Source organism: Vibrio sp. 2-Bac 85, assembly GCF_037546705.1.
Classification (GTDB): domain Bacteria; phylum Pseudomonadota; class Gammaproteobacteria; order Enterobacterales; family Psychromonadaceae; genus Psychromonas.
This window is the reverse complement of the sequence record NZ_JALAAB010000018.1, coordinates 87346-109475: the sequence shown is the minus strand read 5'-3', so window position 1 is coordinate 109475 and position 22130 is coordinate 87346. Positions and strand designations below refer to the sequence as shown.

Sequence of the window (22130 nt, the reverse complement as noted above, 5' to 3'; positions counted from 1 at the left end):
TACAAAAACATAACATCACTTTTAAAACCGTTAACCTATGAACAGGAAATATAATGGAATACCTTCCCAAATTATTAGCCCGCCAGTTTAAATGGTTAAGTGATTTCTCTATATTAACCCTCTGGTTAATGTGCATGGGTGCAGCCATCTTATTACCCGTATTAGCAGGATTTTTAGTGAAAATAGATGGTTATTGGGCATTAGTTTTATTAAGTGCTTATTTAATCTGTTTAGTGGGAATGTTGACGGCTAAATACTACTATCAAACAGATTTACTAACAGGCAAACCAGTACCCTACAACCGAAAAAAACACAGACTATTTTTAGTCGTTGTGTATCTATTTTTATCGATGGCCATACTATTAATCTCATCCCCTCTTATTGCCGCCCTCTTATTACAGCCCTAATAGGGTAAACCTAAATAATAAAAACTAGTTAAAATAGCATCGTCTCTAAAGCGCCAAAAATGTAATGCGAGCAACATTACATTTTTGGTATTGAGTAACATCCAGGTTTACGTGGACAAACTGCCCCACGCGAGCAGATTAAACGTGCTTTTTCTTCGATCCCTCGCTCTATCCAATTAATATTAAGAATACGTGCAACGGCAATTAACACCTTTTTAATATGCGCGGGGATCACCGCTTCACCACCATTCTCAATACACAATTTTTTTAATTCATTAACTAAAGCTAACGCGTCATAGCCTTGCGCAGTGATCGCAGGACTTAACTCAATGCCTGCACACAAAACATGCGATGCATCGGTTAAATCTTTAACTTTAATCGACTCACAACAATAGATTTTTGGTATATCACCGTCATTAAGAATAGATAACTGTGCGGCAGTGCCTTCCTGATTAGCCGCGAGCATTCGAAACACAGACCAATGTTGACAAGGGTCATTAACAATACGCATATTTCCCCAAGGTAGTGGAATACCATTACCACGATATACCGCTTTTAGTTTACCGGGACTATAGGCATCAAAATAATGCCAGTGAGGATAAGCTGACACCGCGGTCATTCTGCGCATCACTACCGATGAAGAAACATCAATCACTTTACCGATATTGATTTCATAACCGTGTCTATCTAACAATTGTCTAAAAGCCACTTTAGGGCATAACAAAGCCGCGGCAAAAAAGCTGCATTCAAAATCACGCCATGCGTGTAAAATATCCTGGGATTCTAACTGAGTAGATGGGGGCGAACTGTTTGGTCGTTTCTTTTGCACATCATATTGGGCTCTATCCCCCGCGACCATAATGCTTTTTTCACCGTCATTGTTATGTAAAACACAGTGTGCAATATGTACAGCTAATTCATATTTCAAACGTGCCGAATTTTTTTTCAATTTCTTATTTAAATACACAGTAGATGGTGGTTGTAGATAAGAAGTCACCATGCTTTTCATACTTTGAGATTGTTCGTCCTCCGATAAGTTCTTTTGATCTTTAAGATCACTAAACCAGCGAATACTTAATCCTTTCTGCTCAGCAATTTCTTGTAGATCTTCCACATATAACGGCATTCTTTTTTGCCCAACCTCTTCTGCAGCACGCTCTAAGTCGGGAAAATGATTTTGATGGTGCTCTTGGTAAGCACGTATTAATAAATGTGCAAATTGGCGTCCCGTGGTACCCGTTTGAGACAGCATTTCAGGAATCGCTATTTGCAGAATATCTTGAGAAAACAAAAAGCTAGGCTCAAGCGCCATGCCGCTAATGCCGCCTCGACTCCCCTTTTCAGGCGTTAACTCATCGGGCGCGGGTGCATCATCTAAGAACCATTGCACGTTTTTTTGAAAAACCTGTGCAATTACCTCTAGCATTTCTTCACTAGGGATACGTTTTCCGCGTTCTATCATAGAAAGGTAAGAAACGGATGGTGCATTTTCAGGTGCTAATTTTACACACCTAGATGATAAGTCATCCAAGGTTAAATGGTTACGTTTCCGTAAGTTACGGATTTTTGTACCGAGAAAATGCGACTGTCTAGTTAAACTTTTATTTGATTTCATTTGTAAAATTCACACTGTGTAATTTTCTTTGTGAAATTATATAAAAAAATAATCTAATATCTCTCACATCGGTCACAAAGCAAACAATGAGTAGTGAACGGTTAACGCGATGAAAAGCAAGTTTGTGATCCAAGTTCGTGAACAACGAGAGCTAACAAGCAGTTTTCAACTGTCGGTTTTCAGGAATCGGTTTTCAACAATCACAAACAACGCATTAACTAACCCATATAAGGAATTAAATGATGAGCCTACTACAACAGCAACAAAATCAAATAGATCTTGGTTTTTACGATTTCATCAATAACCAAGTACTACCCCACACAGAGATTAGTCCGACTAATTTTTGGTATGACTTTAATAGTTTGATCAGTGACCTAACGCCACAGAATGTCAACTTACTTAGCATTCGTAAAAACATGCAACAACAAATCAATCAATGGCACCGTAATAACCCAGCAAATGACCCGACTGAATACGAAGCTTTTTTACGCGAGATTGGTTACTTGCAACCTGAAGTAGAAGTTTTTTGTATCGAAACAGAAAATGTTGATGCGGAGATTGCAACCATGGCGGGACCACAATTAGTAGTGCCAGTTCAAAATGCACGCTTTGCATTAAATGCGGCCAATGCAAGATGGGGCAGTTTATATGACGCCTATTACGGTACCGATGCAATCGCACCACTTTCTACAGAGTCAGGCTTTGATGCTCAACGTGGTGCAAGTGTTATTGATGCTGCTAAAACATTTTTAGATGAAGCTTTCCCATTGAATAACGGTTCGCACAAAGATGTGTCTAGCTACTTAGTTTATTTTCAACATCTGTTAGCTTTTTTCCCTGATGGTTCAGAAAGTGGTTTACGTAGTCCTTGTCAATTTGTGGCCTTCGATGGTTCAAAACATGAACCAAAATATTTACTGCTTAAAAACAATGGCTTACATGTCGGCATCACCATTGATAAATACGGAAAAATAGGTGCAAACGATATTGCAAATATTGATGATATTGAAGTTGAATCGGCTCTAACAACGATTGTCGACTTTGAGGACTCTATTGCGGCCGTTGATGCGGAAGATAAAGTTGATGCCTATAAAAATTGGTTAGGGTTAATTAACGGAGACTTAAGCGCGACGTTTAAAAAGCAAGATCAGTTAATCACTCGCAATATGAATCCAGATCGTAGTTACACCGATAAAAGCGGTTGCCCCTATAACGTGCATGGCCGCTCATTACTACTAGTACGTAATGTTGGGCACTTAATGGGCACTGAGCTGATTAAAGACAGCGCTGGTAACAATGCGCCGGAAGGCATTGTTGACGCGGTAGTGACCTCATTGATTGCAAGCATCGATTTGCAAAAAACATCTGGGCTACGTAATTCACGCACTGGCAGTATCTACATCGTTAAGCCCAAAATGCACGGTCCCGATGAAGTTGCTTTTACTAATCTGCTTTTCGAACGTGTTGAACAGATGTTAAACCTGCCAGAGAACACCATTAAAATGGGCATTATGGATGAAGAGCGAAGAACCACACTTAATTTAAAAGCCTGCATCAAAGCGGCAAAATCACGTGTGGTATTTATTAACACCGGCTTTTTAGACCGTACAGGTGATGAAATCCATACCAGTAATGAAGCCGGTCCGTTTTATCCAAAAGCTCAAATCAAACAACAACCTTGGATCCAGGCTTACGAGGACAATAATGTACAAGTTGGATTACGTTGTGGTTTTAGTGGCCGAGCACAAATAGGTAAAGGCATGTGGGCAATGCCCGATGAAATGCAACAAATGATGCAACAAAAAATAGCACACCCGCAATCGGGTGCTAATACAGCTTGGGTTCCTTCGCCCACTGCGGCTACTTTACACGCATTGCATTATCACAGTGTTGATGTCTTTAAGCAGCAGAAAGTAATTCAACAACAGCCAGCAGCAAAATTACGCGATTTGTTGCGCATGCCTGTGATGCCTGCATCTATGGTACTAACTGAAGATCAAATTATCAGCGAATTAGAAAATAATATTCAAGGGATTTTAGGCTACGTGGTGCGCTGGGTTGAGTTAGGCGTGGGTTGCTCAAAAGTACCAGATATTAGCAACACAGGTTTAATGGAAGACCGCGCGACATTACGCATTTCTAGTCAGCATATCTGCAACTGGTTACATCACAATATATGTAATGCCCAGCAGGTTGAGCAAGTTTTACAGAATATGGCCAGCATAGTGGATACACAAAACCAAAGCGTTGCGGGTTACCAAAATATGATGCCGAATTTTTCTAACAATATGGCATTCAAAGCCGCCCGAGATTTAATCTTTAAAGGCGCACAACAACCTAACGGATATACCGAACCTTTATTACATGAATATCGATTATTTGCCAAAAATCACTAGCGCCTATTGCTCTTTCCAATTTTCGCTAGCGTTTATAACCCCCTTAAAGTGCTTACATAACTTAATGACATCAAATGGAGAAATATCATGAACTATAGAACTGAAACAAATAATGCTCGCCAGTTTACTGAACAACAAGGACAAACGTGGAATGCCATTAATCCGGAATATATTGCACGTATGCGCTTACAAAACCGTTTTAAAACGGGGTTAGATATTGCCAAGTATACTGCCAAAATAATGCGTCAAGATATGGATGCCTATGATGCTGACAGCAGCAACTATACGCAGTCATTAGGTTGTTGGCATGGTTTTATAGGTCAACAGAAAATGATCTCCATTAAAAAGCATTTTCAAACCACTAAAGGTACTTACTTGTATTTGTCAGGTTGGATGGTAGCAGCGATGCGTTCCGAGTTTGGTCCACTACCCGATCAATCAATGCATGAAAAAACCACTGTGCCTATGCTTATCGAGGAGTTATATACCTTCCTCAAGCAAGCAGATGCACGAGAGTTAAACCATGTTTTTCAGGAGTTAGACAGTGCAGTCGAGAGTGGTGATCAATTAGCACAACAGGCCATTCATAAACGTATCAATGAATTTGAAACACATATTGTGCCAATCATTGCCGATATTGACGCCGGTTTTGGTAACGAAGAAGCAACTTACCTATTAGCGAAAAAGATGATTGAAGCCGGTGCATGTTGTATTCAAATTGAAAACCAAGTTTCTGACGCAAAACAATGTGGTCATCAAGATGGCAAAGTTACGGTACCACACGAAGATTTCTTGGCAAAAATTAATGCCGTACGCTACGCGTTTATGGAACTGGGTGTAGAAGATGGAATTATTGTTGCGCGTACAGATTCATTAGGAGCAGATTTAACTCAAAAAATTCCTGTATCGCAATATCCTGGTGATTTGGCTGAGCAATATAATGATTTTATTGATGGTGAATCGTTAACATCATTAGACCAATTACAATCCGGTGACATGGTATTAAGTCGAGGCGGAGAACTGATTAAACCACATCGTTTGGCAAATGGTTTAGTACGCTTCAAAGCTGATACGGGCGAAGACAGAGTGGTATTAGATTGCATCACCTCATTGCAACACGGTGCAGACCTATTATGGATTGAAACAGAAGCGCCTAACGTGCAACAAATTGCGGGCATGGTAAACCGTATTAGAGAGGTGGTACCAAATGCAAAATTAGTTTACAACAATAGCCCGTCATTTAACTGGACGCTTAACTTCCGTCAACAAGTATTTGATGCATGGCAAGCTGCAGGTAAAGACTTATCCTCATATCAACGTGGCGATTTAATGAGTCAGTTGTACGATGCTACCGAATTAGCAATAGAAGCGGATTTTAAAATCCAAAACTTCCAACAGGAAGCGTCACAACAGGCTGGGATTTTCCATCACTTGATCACCTTACCGACTTATCACACGGCGGCACTTTCTACTGATAACTTGGCAAAAGAGTACTTTGGTGAACGAGGCATGCTAGCTTATGTTGATAATGTTCAACGCAAAGAGATCAGAGAAGGATTAGCTTCTGTGAAACATCAAGACATGTCCGGCTCTAACATTGGTGATGATCACAAGGAATACTTCTCTGGAGATCAAGCGCTGAAAGCATCCGGTGTCAATAATACAATGAGTCAGTTTTCATAAGAAGTTGTCTATAAGTGCTTGTCCATAAGCTCTGGTTTATAGGCTCTTGTCGATAAGCAATCGCCGATAAGTGATGACGATAAGTAAAGCAGGTAAGGCAATAATGACAGGCTTTGCCGCTCAACAAAAACCAATCCAAGTGATTGGTTTTTTTATGGCAATAGGAATAAAAATAGAAATAAGAATAGTAGCCAGAGCCTAATTAGATTAAGTGACTAAAAACAGAAAAACACAAAAAATAATCAAAGAGCTGAAAATTATTTAGCTGGTATTGATGTAGCTTAACTTCTTTTGCTCTTAAAAAAGATATGTTTCTTAATACTTATTGGCAATGAAAGTTAATCTATCAATGACCCAAAATACGTTATTAAATATGCTAAAAATATCAATTACTATCGGCTTATGTTTAATCGCATTGGGTATTTACTTACACTTGTTCAGTGAAAAAATGCATCAACTTGGTGTCACAGGCATTATTATCAGTGCAACCTGTATCGCAATAGGATTCATATTTTCCTTACCCACTAAAATATTTTTGACCATTCTATTAATGAAGCGTGAAGCCGATATAAAGGCTGCACACACTCCCCATAACGAAACTAAAAGTCATTATAAAGGTTGTTTTGAAAATAGTATTGAAATCAACAGTGTTGAAAGTAATATTGAAAATAGCATCGAAAATAGCATTCAAAGTAGCGTCGAAATTAGTGTTGAAAGCCGCCAGAACAAAAATCAGCACAAGGAAGCTTCATATCCTCTCCATAATAAAGAGTTGAATTAGCAAATCCCTACCCACGACACAGTTTAATCAAACAATTGCTGAAAATAGAATAAATCATTGAAGATCAAGTAAATGTAAATTACTGTATTTTTTTGTATTATGAGCATTGTCATCAACATAGGCATAAAAACCTACACTCTCCATTCTCATTAGGCAGCGTAAAGGAAATCACCATGCAATCTCCTATTTCAACAGATCGTTTGCGCTTTTTACTCAATAGATTGCGAGAACGCCTTTGGGTCAGACCATTAGCCGTTTGTTTAATATCGATTGTAGCGGTTTTTACCGCAAAACTGGCTGATGACAGTGGGTTAGCAGACTTTGTTCCCGAAGTAACGCTGGACTCAATCGAAACACTATTAGCTATCATGGCAAGCAGCATGTTAATGATCGCCACTTTTTCTGTATCTTCAATGGTATCAGCCTATGCATCAACCAGTAATACAGCAACACCACGATCCTTTAGTTTAGTGGTCGCAGATGATGTATCACAAAATGCATTATCGACCTTTGTAGGTGCTTTTATTTTTAGCGTAGTAGCATTAATGGCAGTTAAAAATGCTTACTTTGAAAAATCTGGTTTATTCATATTATTTATTCTCACTGCAATGGTTTTCGCCATCGTGATTGTCACTTTTGTACGTTGGGTAGATAACATTGCTCGCTTAGGAAGGCTTGGCTCAACCATAGATAAAGTTGAAAAAGCCACTGAGCGAGCTTTACAACAGCGAAAAAAATACCCCACTTTGTGTGCGATGCCAGAAACGAGTACCGAGTTACAAGGACAGCCAATATTTGCCACCAGCGTCGGATATGTTCAACATATTGATATGGCGGCAATTCAAAGTTGGGCTGAAGAAACTCACTCACAAGTTTTAATTGCTGCGCTACCCGGAACGCTCGCCGCTCCGGATAGCGCATTAGCTTACATCAGTACTTCTAATCATCTGGTCAATAGCGCTCCACAGAATAAATTATCCCATGACAAATCAGCCGTCGACTGCAGCAGGGTGATTAAAGCGTTTCAGATTGGAAATAATCGACTGTTTGAAGATGATCCTCGTTTTGGTCTGGTGGTTTTATCTGAAATAGCTGCTCGTGCCCTATCGCCTGCAGTCAATGATTCGGGCACGGCGATCAACGTTATCGGCTCTCTATTACGATTATTAACCCTGTGGAATGGGGCGACTATTCACCCAGATAAAGAAACAGAAAGTGAGGAAGAGCAATGCAAATATGACCGAATAGCGGTCCCCACTCTTTCCGTACAAGATATGTTTGATGATGCATTCACAGCCATTGCACGTGATGGTGCGGGCGCTATAGAAGTGTCAGTGCGTTTACAAAAAGCATTGAATACCTTGTCTGCGATCGGAGATACTGAAATGAATGAGGCGGCATTATACCATGCGCGTTTAGCATTAAAGCGTGCTCGACTCGCCCTTGATGTGGAGGAAGACATTGCAATTGTTGAAAAAGCTGCCAGCTTTTCAAAACACACGGGCAAGCAATAACTTTGCTTATATGCTTATACCTAATGGATTCGAGTATAAGCTTAAACACGGCAAGTTTAAGAGCTTAAACATGACAGACTCTCAATATTTCAGAGCCCCATATTTCAAAGCCTAAGTATTTAAAAACCTAAGTATTTAAGAGCCTAAATCGATAAAAACCGAAAATTTCAGGCTCCTTAGCCCCAAGCAAATACCTATGCGAGTAATATTATTTTATCCTTTATAAAGGTTATCAAAATTTGGGATCGCCTCTTCCCATATAGGTTTATCCTTACCAATAAATTCGCGAACAGCATCTAAAAACAAACGTGTTCTTACCGGTAAATCACGATGCGGATAAACAGCATACATTGGGTTATCTTCAGCCATCTTAAGATCCGTTAACAAAGGGACTAAGATGCCATCTTTCACTTCATCTTTAATTAAAAAAGAAGGTAATAAACCATAAGCAGTGCCCGATAGTATTTTCATTTTTAATACTTCACCATCATTTGCCCTAAAAATACTACGCATCTTTTGCTCACAATCCTTGCCATCTTCATCGATATAGGAGATTCGATCTATTCTGACCTGCGAGTTAGCATAGCTGGCAGCCGGAAAGTCACTTAAATCTTCAATGGTTTTTGGAAGCCCATAGGTTTCAATGAATTCTGAAGTAGCTAAGATTAACCAACGATTACGCGCAATCGGTCTAGCAATCAATGAAGAGTCTTTTGGTTTACCTACTCTAAATGCTAAATCAAACCCTTCAGAAATAATATCAACCAAACGGTCATCTAAACGCATCTCCACTTCAACCTGTGGAAAACGTTTTTGAAAATCATTAATTACAGGTTGTAAATAACGTTGACCAATAATAGCGGAAGCAGTAATTTTTAATAAACCGCGAGGTTCTTGGTGATAATTTTCAGCCATACGCAATGTTTCAGATAATACCTGCCGCAACTCAGTGGCTTTTTTAATCATTTCAGCACCGGCTGCTGTTAATGAAAATGATCGTGTGGAACGATTCAATAATCTTACGCCTAACTCATCCTCTAAGCGGCCTATCTGTTTTGACATAACAGAGCGATCTACATTTCGAACTTCAGCGGCTTTAGCAAAAGATCCTTGCTCAACCACTTCAAGTAACATTAAAAGGCGACTGGTCGTATCCATTTTTTCATCCAAAATAGTTAATTATTAAAACATTGATGCGATATTGGCATTAATGAAATTAAAAAACCATTCTTTTTTATCACTACTTAGTTTCGTATTATAGCCTCAATATTTTATTGGAGCCTAGTCATGAAGAAACACCTAATCGCCGCGTCTATTGCAGCGGCAAGCTTTACATTAATCAGCTGTGCTGAAGAACCTGTACCGGCAGTAAGCCAAGCACCTTTACAATCGATTGATGTTGCAGAGGTTTTAATTAAACCAACTCAAAGTTGGCACACCTACACGTCTCGCTTAGAGTCGCCTGAAGAAGTTGCATTAATGCCACGTATTTCAGGATTGATAGAAGAAATTAGCTTTAAAGAAGGTGACCATGTTAAGCAAGGCGATTTATTATTTAAACTAGATAGCCGCCCTTTTGCAGCCGTAGTTGCTAGCTTAAAAGCACAAATGATGAGCGCACAAGCGGCATTAAGCCAAGCTGAAAGTGAAGCAAAGCGTGCAGTTAGTTTGAGACAACGCAAAGCTATTTCTACGGAAGAAGCTGAATCACGCACATCCACATTGCGTCAACGCCAAGCACAACTTGCTGCATTAAAAGCACAGCTAACAGCTGCACAATTAGATTTGGAATTTACAGCTATCCGTTCCCCTATTGATGGCATTATTTCTCGCGCTAATATCACCAAAGGAAATAATGTAATTGCAGGGCAAAGTGTATTGACGTCAATTGTGTCAAACAAAGCAATGTACGCTTACTTTGATGTTGATGAACGTACTTGGAATCGTTCGTTTAACGATGTAACTGCATCAAGCAAGCAACAGGTTGTGATGCAAAAAGTAGGTCAAGAGGACTTCCCGTATTCAGGTTACATCAACTTCATTGATAACCGTATTAACTCAGCAACGGGTACGTTACGTATCCGCGCTATTTTCCATGAAGCGAGCGATGAGTTACGTTCAGGCTCATTTGCACGTATTCGATTAGCGGCAAATGAAGTGACCAAACAGGTAATAATACCCGATCGTGCAATTGGTACAGATTTAAAAAATCGCTTTGTTTTAACCGTAGGTGAAGGCGATATTTTACAATATAAATTAGTCGAAGTTGGCGAGCGTTACGGTAGCCTTCGTGCAATTTCATCAGGTTTAAAGAAAGGTGATGTTATTGCGGTTAACGGCCCTGCACGTGTAGGTCCGGGTATGCCAATTTCTCCAAATGTGACCATGATTGATAGTAGCAGTGCTTCCTTTACGTTAAGTGAACCAGAACAACAATTAGCAGCAAGCCGTAAGGAACCATAATGAAATTTTCACACTTTTTTATTCAGCGCCCTATTTTTGCGGCTATGCTGTCATTGGTAATTTTAATTGCGGGTAGCATCTCGTTATTTCAATTACCAATCAGTGAATACCCTGAAGTCGTGCCTCCGACTGTAGTGGTGACTGCTAATTACCCTGGTGCTAATCCAACGGTTATTGCACAAACGGTAGCAACACCACTGGAGCAAGAGATCAACGGCACAGAAAACATGCTGTACATGTTTTCTCAAGCGACCAGTGATGGACGTATGACGCTAACGGTTACTTTTGCTCTGGGTACAGACCTTGACCGTGCACAAACGCAAGTACAAAACCGCGTCAATAGTGCACTGCCACGTTTACCAGAAGAAGTGCAACGATTAGGTGTGGTAGCTGAAAAGTCTTCGCCAGATTTAACCATGGTAGTGCACCTTTTTTCACCGGAAAAAACACACGATACAACCTACTTATCTAACTATGCTGACTTATATGTTAAAGACCAGTTAGCGCGTTTGGGTGGTGTCGGTGATGTACGTTTATTTGGTGGTGGTCAATATTCAATGCGAGTTTGGCTTAATCCCGATGCATTAGCCGCTCGTGAAATCACAGCAATGGACGTTATACTTGCATTACGCGAGCAAAACCAACAGGTTGCTGCCGGTAGTTTAGGTGCTCAACCCGCTGTAACGGATAGTCAATTTCAAATTTTATTGAATGTGAAAGGTCGTCTTGAAAGTGTTGAAGAGTTTGAGCAAGTTATTATTAAAGTGGGCAACAATGGACAATTAACTCGTCTTAATGATGTTGCTCGCATTGAATTAGGACAAGATAATTATTCTCTTAGGTCGATGTTAGACAGCCAACCTGCGCTGGCTATTCCAATCTTCCAACGCCCTGATGCCAATGCCATTGACTTGTCAGATCAAGTGCGTGAGACGATGAAGCAATTATCTAAAGCCTTTCCGGCTGGGGTAGAATACGATATCGTTTACGATCCAACTATTTTTGTTCGTGATTCTATTGATGCCGTTATTGAGACATTACTTGAAGCTATCGTACTGGTAGTGATTGTTGTTATTCTGTTTTTACAAACATGGCGTGCATCTATTATTCCACTTATTGCTGTGCCAGTTTCCTTGATTGGTACTTTTGCCGTCATGAACTGGTTAGGTCTTTCTATTAATACACTGTCGTTATTTGGCTTAGTACTGGCGATCGGTATTGTGGTAGATGATGCGATTGTGGTGGTAGAAAATGTTGAGCGAAACATTGAAAAAGGCCTATCACCAATAGAAGCAACGCGTGTTGCGATGAGTGAAGTAACCGGCCCAATTATTGCGATTGCATTGGTGTTATGTGCGGTATTTATTCCAACAGCATTCATCAGTGGTTTATCGGGTCAATTCTACAAACAGTTTGCACTGACGATTACTATTTCTACAGTCATTTCAGCGTTTAATTCATTGACGTTATCACCGGCTTTATCGGCATTACTGCTTAAGCCTCACGATAGCGAACCAGACCGACTAACACGTTTTTTAAATGCCCTATTTGGACGTTGGTTATTTAAACCGTTTAATAAATTATTTGACCGAGGAGCACAGGGTTACCAAAAACTAGTTAAAAAGCTAATACGTATGGCAGTGGTTGTAATGGTCGCTTATGTCGCTTTATTAGGTGGAACAATTAGTCTATTTAACTCAGTACCGGGTGGGTTTATTCCTCCACAGGATAAACAATACCTCGTGGCGATTGCGCAATTACCTGATGCGGCAAGTTTAGATCGTACTGAAGCAGTAGTGAAAGAGATGGAAAAAATTGCACTGCAAGTTCCCGGTGTAGCGCATACCGTTGCTTTCCCTGGTCTATCGGTGAATGGTTTTACTAATAGCCCCAATAGCGCCATTATATTCACAACATTAGATGCTTTTTCTGAACGTACTGACCCAAGCCGCTCTGCGATGGCCATTGCTGGAAAATTAAACCAACAATTTACTGCTATCGATGAAGCTTTTGTTGCTGTGTTCCCACCACCACCAATCCAAGGTTTAGGTACAACAGGTGGTTTCAAATTACAGATTGAAGACCGTAATAACAAAGGTTTTGAACCTTTATTTGATAGTTTACAAGCAGTAATAGGTAAGGCTCGTCAAGATCCTGCATTGACAGGACTCTTTTCAAGCTTCCGTATTCAAGTTCCACAAATGGATATTGATGTCGACCGTGAACAAGCATTAATTCAAGGTATTCCATTAGATGAAGTATTTAACGCACTACAAGTCTACTTAGGCTCCGTATATGTTAATGATTTCAATTTATTTGGCCGTACCTATAAAGTAAATGCACAGGCAGAAGCGGAATTCCGTGAAGACCCGTCGCAAATTCTTAATTTGAAAGTGCGTAATCGACGCGGTGATATGGTGCCACTAGGTTCAGTGTTAACCGTTACACCAGCAATTGGTCCAGACCGTGTAATGCATTACAACGGTTACCCAAGTGCTGAACTAAATGGTAGCCCAGCACCTGGTTATAGCTCAGACCAAGCGCAACAAGCAATTGAAAAGATTCTAGCGGATACGTTACCGGCAGGTATCGCATACGAGTGGACAGATGTTACCTTCCAACAAATATTAGCGGGTAATACCATGGTTTATGTATTCCCGTTAGTTGTGTTGTTAGTGTTTATGGTACTGGCTGCACAATATGAAAGCCTGCGTTTACCGCTAGCAATTATTTTGATTGTACCAATGACCATCTTCTCAGCACTATTAGGAGTGTGGTTAGTTGACTCGGATAATAATATCTTTACTCAGATTGCTTTGATTGTATTAGTTGCATTAGCATCCAAGAATGCAATATTAATGGTCGAGTTTGCTAAAGACAGAAATGATCAAGGACTCTCTCATTTAGATGCCATGATTGAAGCGTGTCGTATGCGTTTACGCCCTATTTTAATGACCTCTATCGCATTTACTGCGGGTGTTATTCCATTAGTATTAGCCACTGGCGCGGGTTCAGAAATGCGTCATGCCATGGGTAATGCAGTATTTGCAGGAATGATCGGTGTAACAGTGTTTGGTTTATTATTTACACCTGTATTTTATATGCTGATGAGTAAAACTAAGCAGTTAAAATAAGCAGCAAAAAATATAACGAAAGTAGCTTGGTAAGCTAGGGATATAAACCTAGCTTACTATTAAATTTTGATGATAGTGCTTGGCCTAATAAACTTGTATCTGATGGTACAGTAGTTATGCAAGTCAACCCACAGCCTGAAACACATCAATCTTCAGGCGGTTTTCATCAATATACTATTTTGTTGTATTAAAAATTTTAAAGAAAAATATAAATGTTGTGCTTTTGTTATTTACATCAATTTTGTTATTCATATCAATATTGCACAACGTTTTATTAGATAAAATTAATTTAAATCAATATGTTAGTTTAAAGTAAAAAAGCTAATATATTGATATAAATTAATTCAAACTAGCAATAATTAGATTATACAAGCAGTTATATCTGCCTCAAAGCTCATCAAAATATAAGTAAAGATAAGGTGAGTAAGTCGATAAATAAATGACTCGAGAGGATGGTTTTTTAACTTTGTTATAACCTAATTTAAAGTACCTTTTTGAATATAAGACAGGATGTTGTCACCGTGCGGAATTTACAAATCGTACAATTTTAACATTGCTTATTGGGTGCTTTCCTTATAGGCCTTAAGAGATAGAGTTTAACCATGACAATAGCAAATACTACAATAAATATTCCATCAACAATGTCCGGCATTGTATTAGATGAACCAAACCAAGATATCACCTTATCAAAGGTGGATTTACCTGTACCTGAATGTGATGATAATGAATTATTAATTAAGGTTGAATATGCAGGATTAAATTCCGTCGATGCGCTGTTCGCCGGGAAAGGCTTTTTCCAATGGCAGTACCCACATGTTTTAGGTTTAGATGCGGTAGGCATTGTCGTTAAAGCCAAAAAAGGAGTTTATCCTAATATTGGTGACCGTGTAATGTGGCATGCGAGTCTTGGCGATCAAGGTGTATTAAGCGGTTATGCAAAAGTGACTAATTGTGCAGTTTCTGTTGTGCCTAATAGCATTCCAGCGATTACTGCAGCTGCCTTACCCTGTGCTGGTATGACCGCATTAATTGCATTAGAAAAGCTTGATGTTACAGATGGTGAAGCGATATTTATAGACGGAGGTGCAGGCGCCGTTGGACAATTTGCGATTCAATTTGCAAAACAACGTGGTGCTACGGTTTTTGCTACCGCTTCGCCACATAATCACAAGTTACTTAAAAAATTAGGGGCCGATGCGGTATTTGATTATCACGATAAAAAGTTATGTGAAAAAATTCGTCGTGAATTAGGTCCACAGGGGTTTGATGCAGTGATCGACACCATTGGCGGTGAAAACACCGTACGCAATATAGATTTGATGCGTTTTTGTGGTCGTATTGCTTGTTTAAAAGCACTACCCGCCTTTGAACGTGAGCAAATGTTCCGTAAAGGCCCAACTATCTGTATCGTATCGCTTGCTGGCGCTTGGCTTGCAAAAAGCTTATGTGCACAACAAAAAATGAGCTTTATGAATAATGTACTGCTTGAAGGTGTCGCTAGTGGAGAAATTAAAGTGCCACAAATAAGCACGGTTGATTTTACTGCTGATGCAGTTTCAGCAGCCCTAAAAGGACAACTTGATGGTAGTTTTACCGGCAAAAAAGTGGTTAAGATTAGCGCTTAATATCCAGACAAAATAGCTCAACATTAGCGCTTAATAGCACTTAGTAGTACTTAGAATTAGGGCTTTGCAATGAAGCAGCTGTTGAGGAAAAACATTGAAAGATAGCATTGAAAGAAGCAGTGAGGCATAGCATTAAAACCGAGTGTTAAGCCTCAACTTTAGCTTCTTTCCCTATTGTGTTACATCAACTGCAACCAATACAGTAATGACACACCGAGGCTACAAGTAAGCAGTGACCCTATGGTCGTCATCGCAATCACATTTGCTGCCAAATCTGCATTATGGCCCATTGCACGCGCCATTACATAGCTAGCGGCTGCCGTCGGCGCCGCAGACATAAAGAACACAATACCTAACTCAATACCTGTAAAACCAAATAAATAAGCGCCCCCTGTTATAAAGATCGGCCCCACTATAATTTTTAATAACGTTGAAAATCGGCAATTAAAGCTATTATCTTTTAATGCTTGAATATTTAAGCTCCCTCCGGTGCATAACAGTGCCAACGGTAAGGTCATATCTGAAAAATACTGCCCAGTATTAATCACAATATCCGGTACTGGAATGGCAAGAACAAAGAACACCAAACCGAGCATGATACCAATAATAAGTGGATTTTTAGCGATCGATTTAAACACGCTGATTAACATTACAGGGTTAACGCCCTCTTTTTTAGGCGATAATATGATCACTGATAAAATGTTATATAGCATGGTATGAAAAGCCACATAAACAGCCGCTAATCCAATACCCGCATCACCATAAACATTTGCTACGTAGGCTAAACCGATAATCGCCGTATTACTACGAAATGCACCTTGGATGATCACACCATGATCCTGCTTATCTTTGACCCAATATTTGGTCACTAAAATACTAAACAGAAAAAAAGCAAAATTTGCAATAATAGAGTAAACAATTAAAGGGAAGTCGATTTCTGCATCACGGTTAGTATTAATAATGCCAAGAAATAATAAAGTCGGTAACGTGACTTTAAAAACAACCTTTGATCCTGTTTCAATAAATGCATCGTTAATAGTCCCCGTCTTTCTTAGTAACCAGCCTAAAAATAGCAGTAAACAAATGGGACCAATAATAGAAAATGAAAATTGTAACGACTCAAAAAACATAAAACGCTCTCGAATGAAGGTTGTATATCAACAACTAGAAATAGCGATAAACAGAAATAAACACTTAGCTCAAACAATATACAATCTATTGATAAAAGACTACAAATACCCTTTAAATCAGCTAAATAAACATAAATCCAAATGATTAATCAGGGTCAAACTCTTGTTTTAATAAACGTTTAATCGATGCTTAATCAATATCTAAATATTTGTGCATTTGTATTGATAAGCGCCAGTTTCGTTCAATGCATGTTTTCATACATAAAGCCGTTGCTTTAGGCTTTTGAGAGATCGGTTGCAAACAAATAGTTTTGTCATTTACAGATTTGAGTTGCTGCAATAACGCATCTAATTGTTCAATATCCTTTTCCGTTCCAACTGGATGTTTGATTTCATTGGCTCTGACTAATGCTGTTTTTAGCACTTCTTTTTTGCCACGCATATTAATTTTAGGAGACAGCGTAACCCAGGTTTGATCATCAACCAACACTGGATAAGTACCGCTAGTTTCTAATTGTATTTGAAACCCAAATTCATGTAATACTTGGGTTAACTCTCGCAAATCAAACATGCACGGTTCGCCACCGGTGATCACGATCAGGTTAGCGGTGTAACCTAAACGTTTAATTTCATCAACAATCTCTTTTGCTGAAACATCAGCCCAACGATCAGACTCGGTACTTTTGTCAGTTAATAGCATTAATTCTGATTGTTTTGACGGGTCAATATCCCAAGTATGTTTAGTATCACACCAAGCACAACCTACGTCACAACCTTGTAAACGAACAAAAATGGCAGGAACGCCGGTGTAAACACCTTCCCCTTGGATAGTTTGAAACAGTTCATTTACTTTATAGTTTTGTGTCATTGACGTAAAATACCTTATTTGATCTTGCTCACTTTTTTTGTGGGCTGTTTTTATACTCGTGATATAGCAAGATGTAAAGCCAGCAACATAAATAGCGCATTATGCAGCTACCGTGTTTCAGTGTTAAAGAAGTTGCATCGCTATCAAACAATACCAATAGGAAAAATAAGTGCTATGAGCAAAAAAGTCGTGGTTATATATTCAGGTGGAATGGACTCATACACTGTTTTACACAAAGCCATTGAAGAAGGGTTAACCCCTTACGCATTGACCTTTGATTATGGTCAGCGTCATGTAAAAGAAGTAGAAATTGCTCGACAGGTCTGCCAAGAGTTGGGTGTGCAGCACAAGGTTATTGATATTACTTCAATTAATCAAATCATAGGTGGGTCATCATTAACTGATAACACGATAGACGTTGCGCAAGGTGATTACGAAGAAAGCAATATGCTCAATACCGTGGTGCCTAATCGCAATATGATTTTATTATCATTAGCGATTGGTTATGCCGTTTCGTTAAAGGCTGAGCAAGTTTATTACGGCGCACATTCCGGAGACCATGATATTTATCCTGATTGCCGCCCTATTTTTCTTGAAAAGATGAACGATGTGGCAGCAGTTGCTAATTATGAAAAGACGGAAATCCACGCACCTTATTTAAAAACAGACAAGATTGGTATCTTAAAAGATGGCCTAAGAATGGGGCTAGATTACAGTAAAACGTGGACCTGTTATAACGGACGAGAAAAGGCCTGTGGCCAATGCGGTAGCTGTGTAGAACGTTTACAAGCCTTTGAGAAAAATGATATACGCGATCCAATTGCTTATGAATAACCAGTAATAAGTGGCCAATAACTAATAAAAGCTAAAGTAAGGTTTGTTGTTTAGGCCTTACTCTATTCACTGCGATTTTAAAATATAGCCTTTAGATATCACTTTGAACCGTTAATCATTAATCCACCAAATCGCCACTTTTAGTGCTAATACGTTAATAGATCCCCTCATCCATAGCTGTTTTTTATTCTCAACTCACTCTCTAAATAGTCACTTTAGTTCAAGTAATAAATGCTCGTTTTATTGAACATTTTATTGACCATTTTATTGACCATTTTATTGACCATTTTATTGACCATTTTATTGACCATTTTATTGCGTAATATCAAACCTTTTTCATTAAACCCCTCTATCTCTTTATAGATATTTGCAGTTTGTGTTAAGCCTGTCTACTCTCAATACTTACGGATAAAAATTATACAATAAAGCGGCACTTCTAGAGGTCATCATGATATTTAATTTCAATAAGAACAAAGAAATAACGCAATTAAAAGCACAAATAGAGATCTTACAAAAAGACAATAATAGTATTCAAAATGCACTAGAGGAAGCGACTCGATCTAATAGCGAACTGACAGAAAAATTGTATGAAACCAACAAGCGCTATCAGAACCAAGAAGAGTTAAATCAATTATGGTTACAATCCTCGGATTTAGTAAACCAAATAAGAGAAAGCTTGGCACAATCGACAACAGAATTAATTGAACATCGAGACAGCTTTCAATCTTCGCAAACATTATTTGATCAAATAATGTCGATGCTCACTGAAACAATCACCTCTACGACTCAAATAGCACAGGATACTGAAAAATCTTCGGTGGCCGTGGGCCAACTAGACACAGTGATTACCGACATTAATGACTTTGTGAATATCATTAAAGGCATTTCAGACCAAACCAACTTACTGGCATTAAATGCAGCAATAGAAGCAGCGCGAGCAGGAGAGCAAGGTAGGGGCTTTGCAGTAGTGGCCGATGAAGTTCGAACATTAGCACAACGCTCTTCTACCGCCTCTAACGAAATATCAACCTTAATAGAAAAAGTTAACCGTAATATGACTGACGTTATTTCTGGTATTAATAATGTCGGCAAAAAAAGTAGTGATATCTCAACCAGCACAGCGTCAATTGAAAATACCGCCAATGAGATTGTTAACTTATCGCAGCATATGTACTCAGTGATCACGCAATCAACGGCCGATTCGTTTATCCAGACGGTTAAAATGGATCATGTTGTGTGGAAACTTGAGGTTTATCAAGTGATACTCGGTATGTCGAGTAAATCCGCGCAGGACTTTGCAGATCATACTATGTGCCGTTTAGGTAAATGGTACTATCAAGGTGAAGGTAGTGAGAAATATACAAGTTATGATGCATTCAAAAAAATAGAAGGCCCTCATGCGGAGGTACATAAAAATGGCTTAGCGGCATTATTAGCCTTTGACCAAGGGAATGAAAAAGAAGCAATTAAGAAGCTAACCTTGATGGAAAGCGCAAGCTTTAAAGTGGTAGATTTACTCTCTGCTTTATCAAGTGAAATAACCACAACCACCTATCAATAAATGCATTGCAGCAGAATAAGTTGTGTAACTACTTCACAACAGAGAACAAATTATAAATAACCTTTAACTTGCAAGTAAGCATTAGCCTCAAAATCGATCTGATATCTTGGGGTGCTATTGATTAACTTGATTAACTTGATTAACTTGATTAACGCATTACAAGTTTAAAAAAGTTAAGGTCATAAAAAATGTGATGGCTTACCTCAGTAGTTAAATTGATCCATCACAGCGATTACCAAGTATAATGATTCTTAGAAAATTCAAGATCCCCCGCGAATAACAAATATTTTCAAATAGGTATGACATGGCTGATATAAACCTCGACTTTGCAAAAAAAGTCTTCATCGACACAGAACAACAACCTTGGATCAATAGCCCAATGGCAGGCGTTCGACGTAAGCCGTTAGCACGCGCAGAAGATGAAGTTCACATCACCAGTATTGTAGAATATGCAGCAGGCTCATATTTTAGCGAACACGCTCACCCACAGGGCGAAGAGATTTTTGTACTAGAAGGTGTGTTTTCAGATCAAAATGGTGATAATCCGGCGGGTACCTATATTCGTAACCCACCCGGTAGTCGACACACACCCTTTAGTGAGCAAGGTTGCCTTATTTTTGTCAAGCTTAACCAGTTTGCAAGTACAGACCTCACATCAGTCAGAATCGATACCAATCAAACACAATGGTTACAAGGCATAGGTAATTTACAAGTAATGCCCTTGCATGACTTTGAAGGTGAACATACCGCGTTAGTAAAGTGGCCTGCTGGAGAACATTTCCAACCACATAAACATTTTGGCGGAGAAGAAATACTGGTGCTTTCAGGCGAGTTTAAAGATGAATTTGCTAGTTATCCTAAGCACACATGGATACGCAGCCCGCACATGAGCCAACACCAACCTTTTGTTGAACAAGATACAATTATCTTAGTTAAAACTGGTCACTTACCTTTTGCTTAAGCTGTCTTTTTAGGTCGTTTATTTAACTTCTCTAGCTAGAGGTTTATGTTAAAAGGTTTCGTTAGAAGGTTTAGTAAAAATCCTTAGCTAAATCAGTTAAGTCGCATAGCGGAGTGATCACATTATGATAATGGGTTTTGTTAAATTTAAAAGGCACGATCAGAAGCAGACAATTTAATGACAATAAAAATAATTTACTTATTAATATTTAACAATATCATGTTGATTTTTATAGATGAAAACCTTTCTTTTAACTTCCTGCATGATATTTGTTAACATTTACTATTCCCTAAAAGTATTTTTTTTTATAAAATGTGAAGTTACGCCTGTATTTGGCACTTATTTTCTTTCCTTGATAAACTTTTATCGTTTTATATTAGAGAGCTGAAATGTTATTAGATCCGTATTATATCCAGCAAAACGACACCATTACGATTAGCGCAGAGCAAGCAAGTCATTTTGCTAAAAAAGAATGCCAAGATTTTAATCCTATTCATGATCCTGATTCAAAACGTTTTTGTGTTCCTGGTGATTTATTATTCTCATTGGCTTTAAAAGAGTACGGTGTGAGTAAATCTATGAGCTTTGCTTTTACTAATATGGTCGGTGATAGTATTCCTCTTAACTTTCCTGCTGCCGAAGGTGAAGATATTGTTGTGACAAATGCACAGGGTAAAAGTGTATTAGAAATAACAAAAAGTGGTGCTACTAGCCACGACCTAGAATTACTTGAATCATTAATTAAAAACTATGTGGTTTTTTCGGGACAAAATTTCCCAACATTATTAATGCCATTGATGGAAAAACATCAAGTGATGTTCAATCCAGCACGCCCACTTGTAATGTACAACAGCATGAACTTTGAATTGGACTGTTTAACGTTTACAAACCCACTACATGTTGAATTAGCAGAAAGTAAACTTGAAGTTGAATCAAAACGTGCCAATGAGTTCTTACATTTTGATATTTATGACGGTGAAAAAGTAATTGGCCGAGGTGTTAAAACAGTGGTTGTTGGCGGATTAAAACCCTACGATCATGATTCTATTACCGCGTTTGCTGAAAACTATTTAGCCAACCGTAACGCATTTTAATTTGCTATAAGACCATCAAATAAAAAGAAGCCAGTTCATAAACTGGCTTTTTTATAGCTGTTTT

At 38.8% G+C, this 22130-nt stretch carries 16 protein-coding genes; 12 read left to right on the top strand and 4 right to left on the bottom strand.

Features of this window, described 5'->3' with window-relative positions:
* The first annotated feature begins 53 nt into the window (after nucleotides 1-53).
* Nucleotides 54-407: a hypothetical protein gene (locus MT390_RS16545; protein WP_499442199.1), complete on the top strand. Its 354-nt coding sequence runs from the start codon at nucleotides 54-56 to the stop codon at nucleotides 405-407.
* A gap of 76 nt (nucleotides 408-483) precedes the next feature.
* Here MT390_RS16545 and MT390_RS16540 read toward each other — a convergent pair whose 3' ends face one another.
* Nucleotides 484-2022 carry a DUF3612 domain-containing protein gene (locus MT390_RS16540; protein WP_499442197.1) on the bottom strand — a complete coding sequence of 513 codons (1539 nt, stop codon included), beginning with the start codon at nucleotides 2020-2022 and terminating at the stop codon, nucleotides 484-486.
* A gap of 239 nt (nucleotides 2023-2261) precedes the next feature.
* Here MT390_RS16540 and MT390_RS16535 point away from each other — a divergent pair, with 239 nt between their 5' ends.
* From MT390_RS16535 to MT390_RS16520, 4 genes are all read left to right on the top strand, one after another.
* Nucleotides 2262-4418 carry a malate synthase G gene (locus tag MT390_RS16535; protein WP_499442196.1) on the top strand — a complete coding sequence of 719 codons (2157 nt, stop codon included), beginning with the start codon at nucleotides 2262-2264 and terminating at the stop codon, nucleotides 4416-4418.
* Nucleotides 4419-4505: 87 nt separating this feature from the next.
* Nucleotides 4506-6101: an isocitrate lyase gene (locus MT390_RS16530; RefSeq protein WP_499442195.1), complete on the top strand. Its 1596-nt coding sequence runs from the start codon at nucleotides 4506-4508 to the stop codon at nucleotides 6099-6101.
* A gap of 349 nt (nucleotides 6102-6450) precedes the next feature.
* On the top strand, nucleotides 6451-6882 hold the full coding sequence (locus MT390_RS16525) for a hypothetical protein (RefSeq protein WP_346774322.1): 432 nt from the start codon (nucleotides 6451-6453) through the stop codon (nucleotides 6880-6882).
* Between the two features lie 173 nt (nucleotides 6883-7055).
* Nucleotides 7056-8396: a DUF2254 domain-containing protein gene (locus MT390_RS16520; protein WP_499442193.1), complete on the top strand. Its 1341-nt coding sequence runs from the start codon at nucleotides 7056-7058 to the stop codon at nucleotides 8394-8396.
* A 213-nt stretch (nucleotides 8397-8609) separates the two neighbouring features.
* Here MT390_RS16520 and MT390_RS16515 read toward each other — a convergent pair whose 3' ends face one another.
* Nucleotides 8610-9554, bottom strand: a complete 945-nt coding sequence (locus MT390_RS16515; RefSeq protein ID WP_299666001.1) for a LysR family transcriptional regulator — start codon at nucleotides 9552-9554, stop codon at nucleotides 8610-8612.
* A 129-nt stretch (nucleotides 9555-9683) separates the two neighbouring features.
* Here MT390_RS16515 and MT390_RS16510 point away from each other — a divergent pair, with 129 nt between their 5' ends.
* The 3 genes from MT390_RS16510 to MT390_RS16500 all read left to right on the top strand — a co-directional run bounded on the left by MT390_RS16510 (nucleotide 9684) and on the right by MT390_RS16500 (nucleotide 15618).
* Entirely contained in the window at nucleotides 9684-10859 is a 1176-nt protein-coding gene (locus MT390_RS16510; protein WP_499442191.1) for an efflux RND transporter periplasmic adaptor subunit, read from the top strand.
* Nucleotides 10859-13993: an efflux RND transporter permease subunit gene (locus MT390_RS16505; RefSeq protein WP_499442189.1), complete on the top strand. Its 3135-nt coding sequence runs from the start codon at nucleotides 10859-10861 to the stop codon at nucleotides 13991-13993. Before MT390_RS16510 ends, MT390_RS16505 begins: the two co-directional genes overlap by 1 nt.
* A 602-nt stretch (nucleotides 13994-14595) precedes the next feature.
* Nucleotides 14596-15618 (top strand): zinc-binding dehydrogenase, encoded by a 1023-nt coding sequence (locus MT390_RS16500; protein WP_166369579.1) that lies wholly within the window; start codon nucleotides 14596-14598, stop codon nucleotides 15616-15618.
* A 179-nt stretch (nucleotides 15619-15797) separates the two neighbouring features.
* On the opposite strand, the gene MT390_RS16495 is transcribed toward MT390_RS16500, so the two are convergent.
* Nucleotides 15798-16748, bottom strand: a complete 951-nt coding sequence (locus MT390_RS16495) for an AEC family transporter (RefSeq protein WP_166369577.1) — start codon at nucleotides 16746-16748, stop codon at nucleotides 15798-15800.
* 190 nt (nucleotides 16749-16938) lie between these two features.
* Nucleotides 16939-17616 (bottom strand): 7-carboxy-7-deazaguanine synthase QueE, encoded by a 678-nt coding sequence (gene queE, locus MT390_RS16490; RefSeq protein ID WP_166369575.1) that lies wholly within the window; start codon nucleotides 17614-17616, stop codon nucleotides 16939-16941.
* A 174-nt stretch (nucleotides 17617-17790) separates the two neighbouring features.
* Between queE and queC the strand changes: the two genes are divergently transcribed.
* From queC to MT390_RS16470, 4 genes are all read left to right on the top strand, one after another.
* Entirely contained in the window at nucleotides 17791-18450 is a 660-nt protein-coding gene (queC, locus tag MT390_RS16485; RefSeq protein WP_166369573.1) for a 7-cyano-7-deazaguanine synthase QueC, read from the top strand.
* A gap of 448 nt (nucleotides 18451-18898) precedes the next feature.
* Nucleotides 18899-20011 (top strand): methyl-accepting chemotaxis protein, encoded by a 1113-nt coding sequence (locus MT390_RS16480; RefSeq protein ID WP_499442186.1) that lies wholly within the window; start codon nucleotides 18899-18901, stop codon nucleotides 20009-20011.
* Between the two features lie 304 nt (nucleotides 20012-20315).
* The gene (locus MT390_RS16475) at nucleotides 20316-20972 is read left to right on the top strand and encodes a cupin domain-containing protein (protein WP_499442184.1); all 657 of its coding nucleotides are present in this window, start codon (nucleotides 20316-20318) and stop codon (nucleotides 20970-20972) included.
* A gap of 389 nt (nucleotides 20973-21361) precedes the next feature.
* The gene (locus tag MT390_RS16470) at nucleotides 21362-22066 is read left to right on the top strand and encodes a DUF3581 family protein (protein ID WP_499442182.1); all 705 of its coding nucleotides are present in this window, start codon (nucleotides 21362-21364) and stop codon (nucleotides 22064-22066) included.
* Nucleotides 22067-22130 lie beyond the last annotated feature (64 nt).

Coding starts and splice junctions, on each gene's coding strand:
- MT390_RS16545 (WP_499442199.1), top strand. CDS start 54: ATGGAATACCTTCCCAAATTATTAGCCCGCCAGTTTAAATGGTTAAGT.
- MT390_RS16530 (WP_499442195.1), top strand. CDS start 4,506: ATGAACTATAGAACTGAAACAAATAATGCTCGCCAGTTTACTGAACAA.
- MT390_RS16525 (WP_346774322.1), top strand. CDS start 6,451: ATGACCCAAAATACGTTATTAAATATGCTAAAAATATCAATTACTATC.
- MT390_RS16495 (WP_166369577.1), bottom strand. CDS start 16,748: ATGTTTTTTGAGTCGTTACAATTTTCATTTTCTATTATTGGTCCCATT.
- queC (WP_166369573.1), top strand. CDS start 17,791: ATGAGCAAAAAAGTCGTGGTTATATATTCAGGTGGAATGGACTCATAC.
- MT390_RS16535 (WP_499442196.1), top strand. CDS start 2,262: ATGATGAGCCTACTACAACAGCAACAAAATCAAATAGATCTTGGTTTT.
- MT390_RS16500 (WP_166369579.1), top strand. CDS start 14,596: ATGACAATAGCAAATACTACAATAAATATTCCATCAACAATGTCCGGC.
- MT390_RS16540 (WP_499442197.1), bottom strand. CDS start 2,022: ATGAAATCAAATAAAAGTTTAACTAGACAGTCGCATTTTCTCGGTACA.
- MT390_RS16515 (WP_299666001.1), bottom strand. CDS start 9,554: ATGGATACGACCAGTCGCCTTTTAATGTTACTTGAAGTGGTTGAGCAA.
- MT390_RS16470 (WP_499442182.1), top strand. CDS start 21,362: ATGTTATTAGATCCGTATTATATCCAGCAAAACGACACCATTACGATT.
- MT390_RS16520 (WP_499442193.1), top strand. CDS start 7,056: ATGCAATCTCCTATTTCAACAGATCGTTTGCGCTTTTTACTCAATAGA.
- queE (WP_166369575.1), bottom strand. CDS start 17,616: ATGACACAAAACTATAAAGTAAATGAACTGTTTCAAACTATCCAAGGG.
- MT390_RS16475 (WP_499442184.1), top strand. CDS start 20,316: ATGGCTGATATAAACCTCGACTTTGCAAAAAAAGTCTTCATCGACACA.
- MT390_RS16510 (WP_499442191.1), top strand. CDS start 9,684: ATGAAGAAACACCTAATCGCCGCGTCTATTGCAGCGGCAAGCTTTACA.
- MT390_RS16505 (WP_499442189.1), top strand. CDS start 10,859: ATGAAATTTTCACACTTTTTTATTCAGCGCCCTATTTTTGCGGCTATG.
- MT390_RS16480 (WP_499442186.1), top strand. CDS start 18,899: ATGATATTTAATTTCAATAAGAACAAAGAAATAACGCAATTAAAAGCA.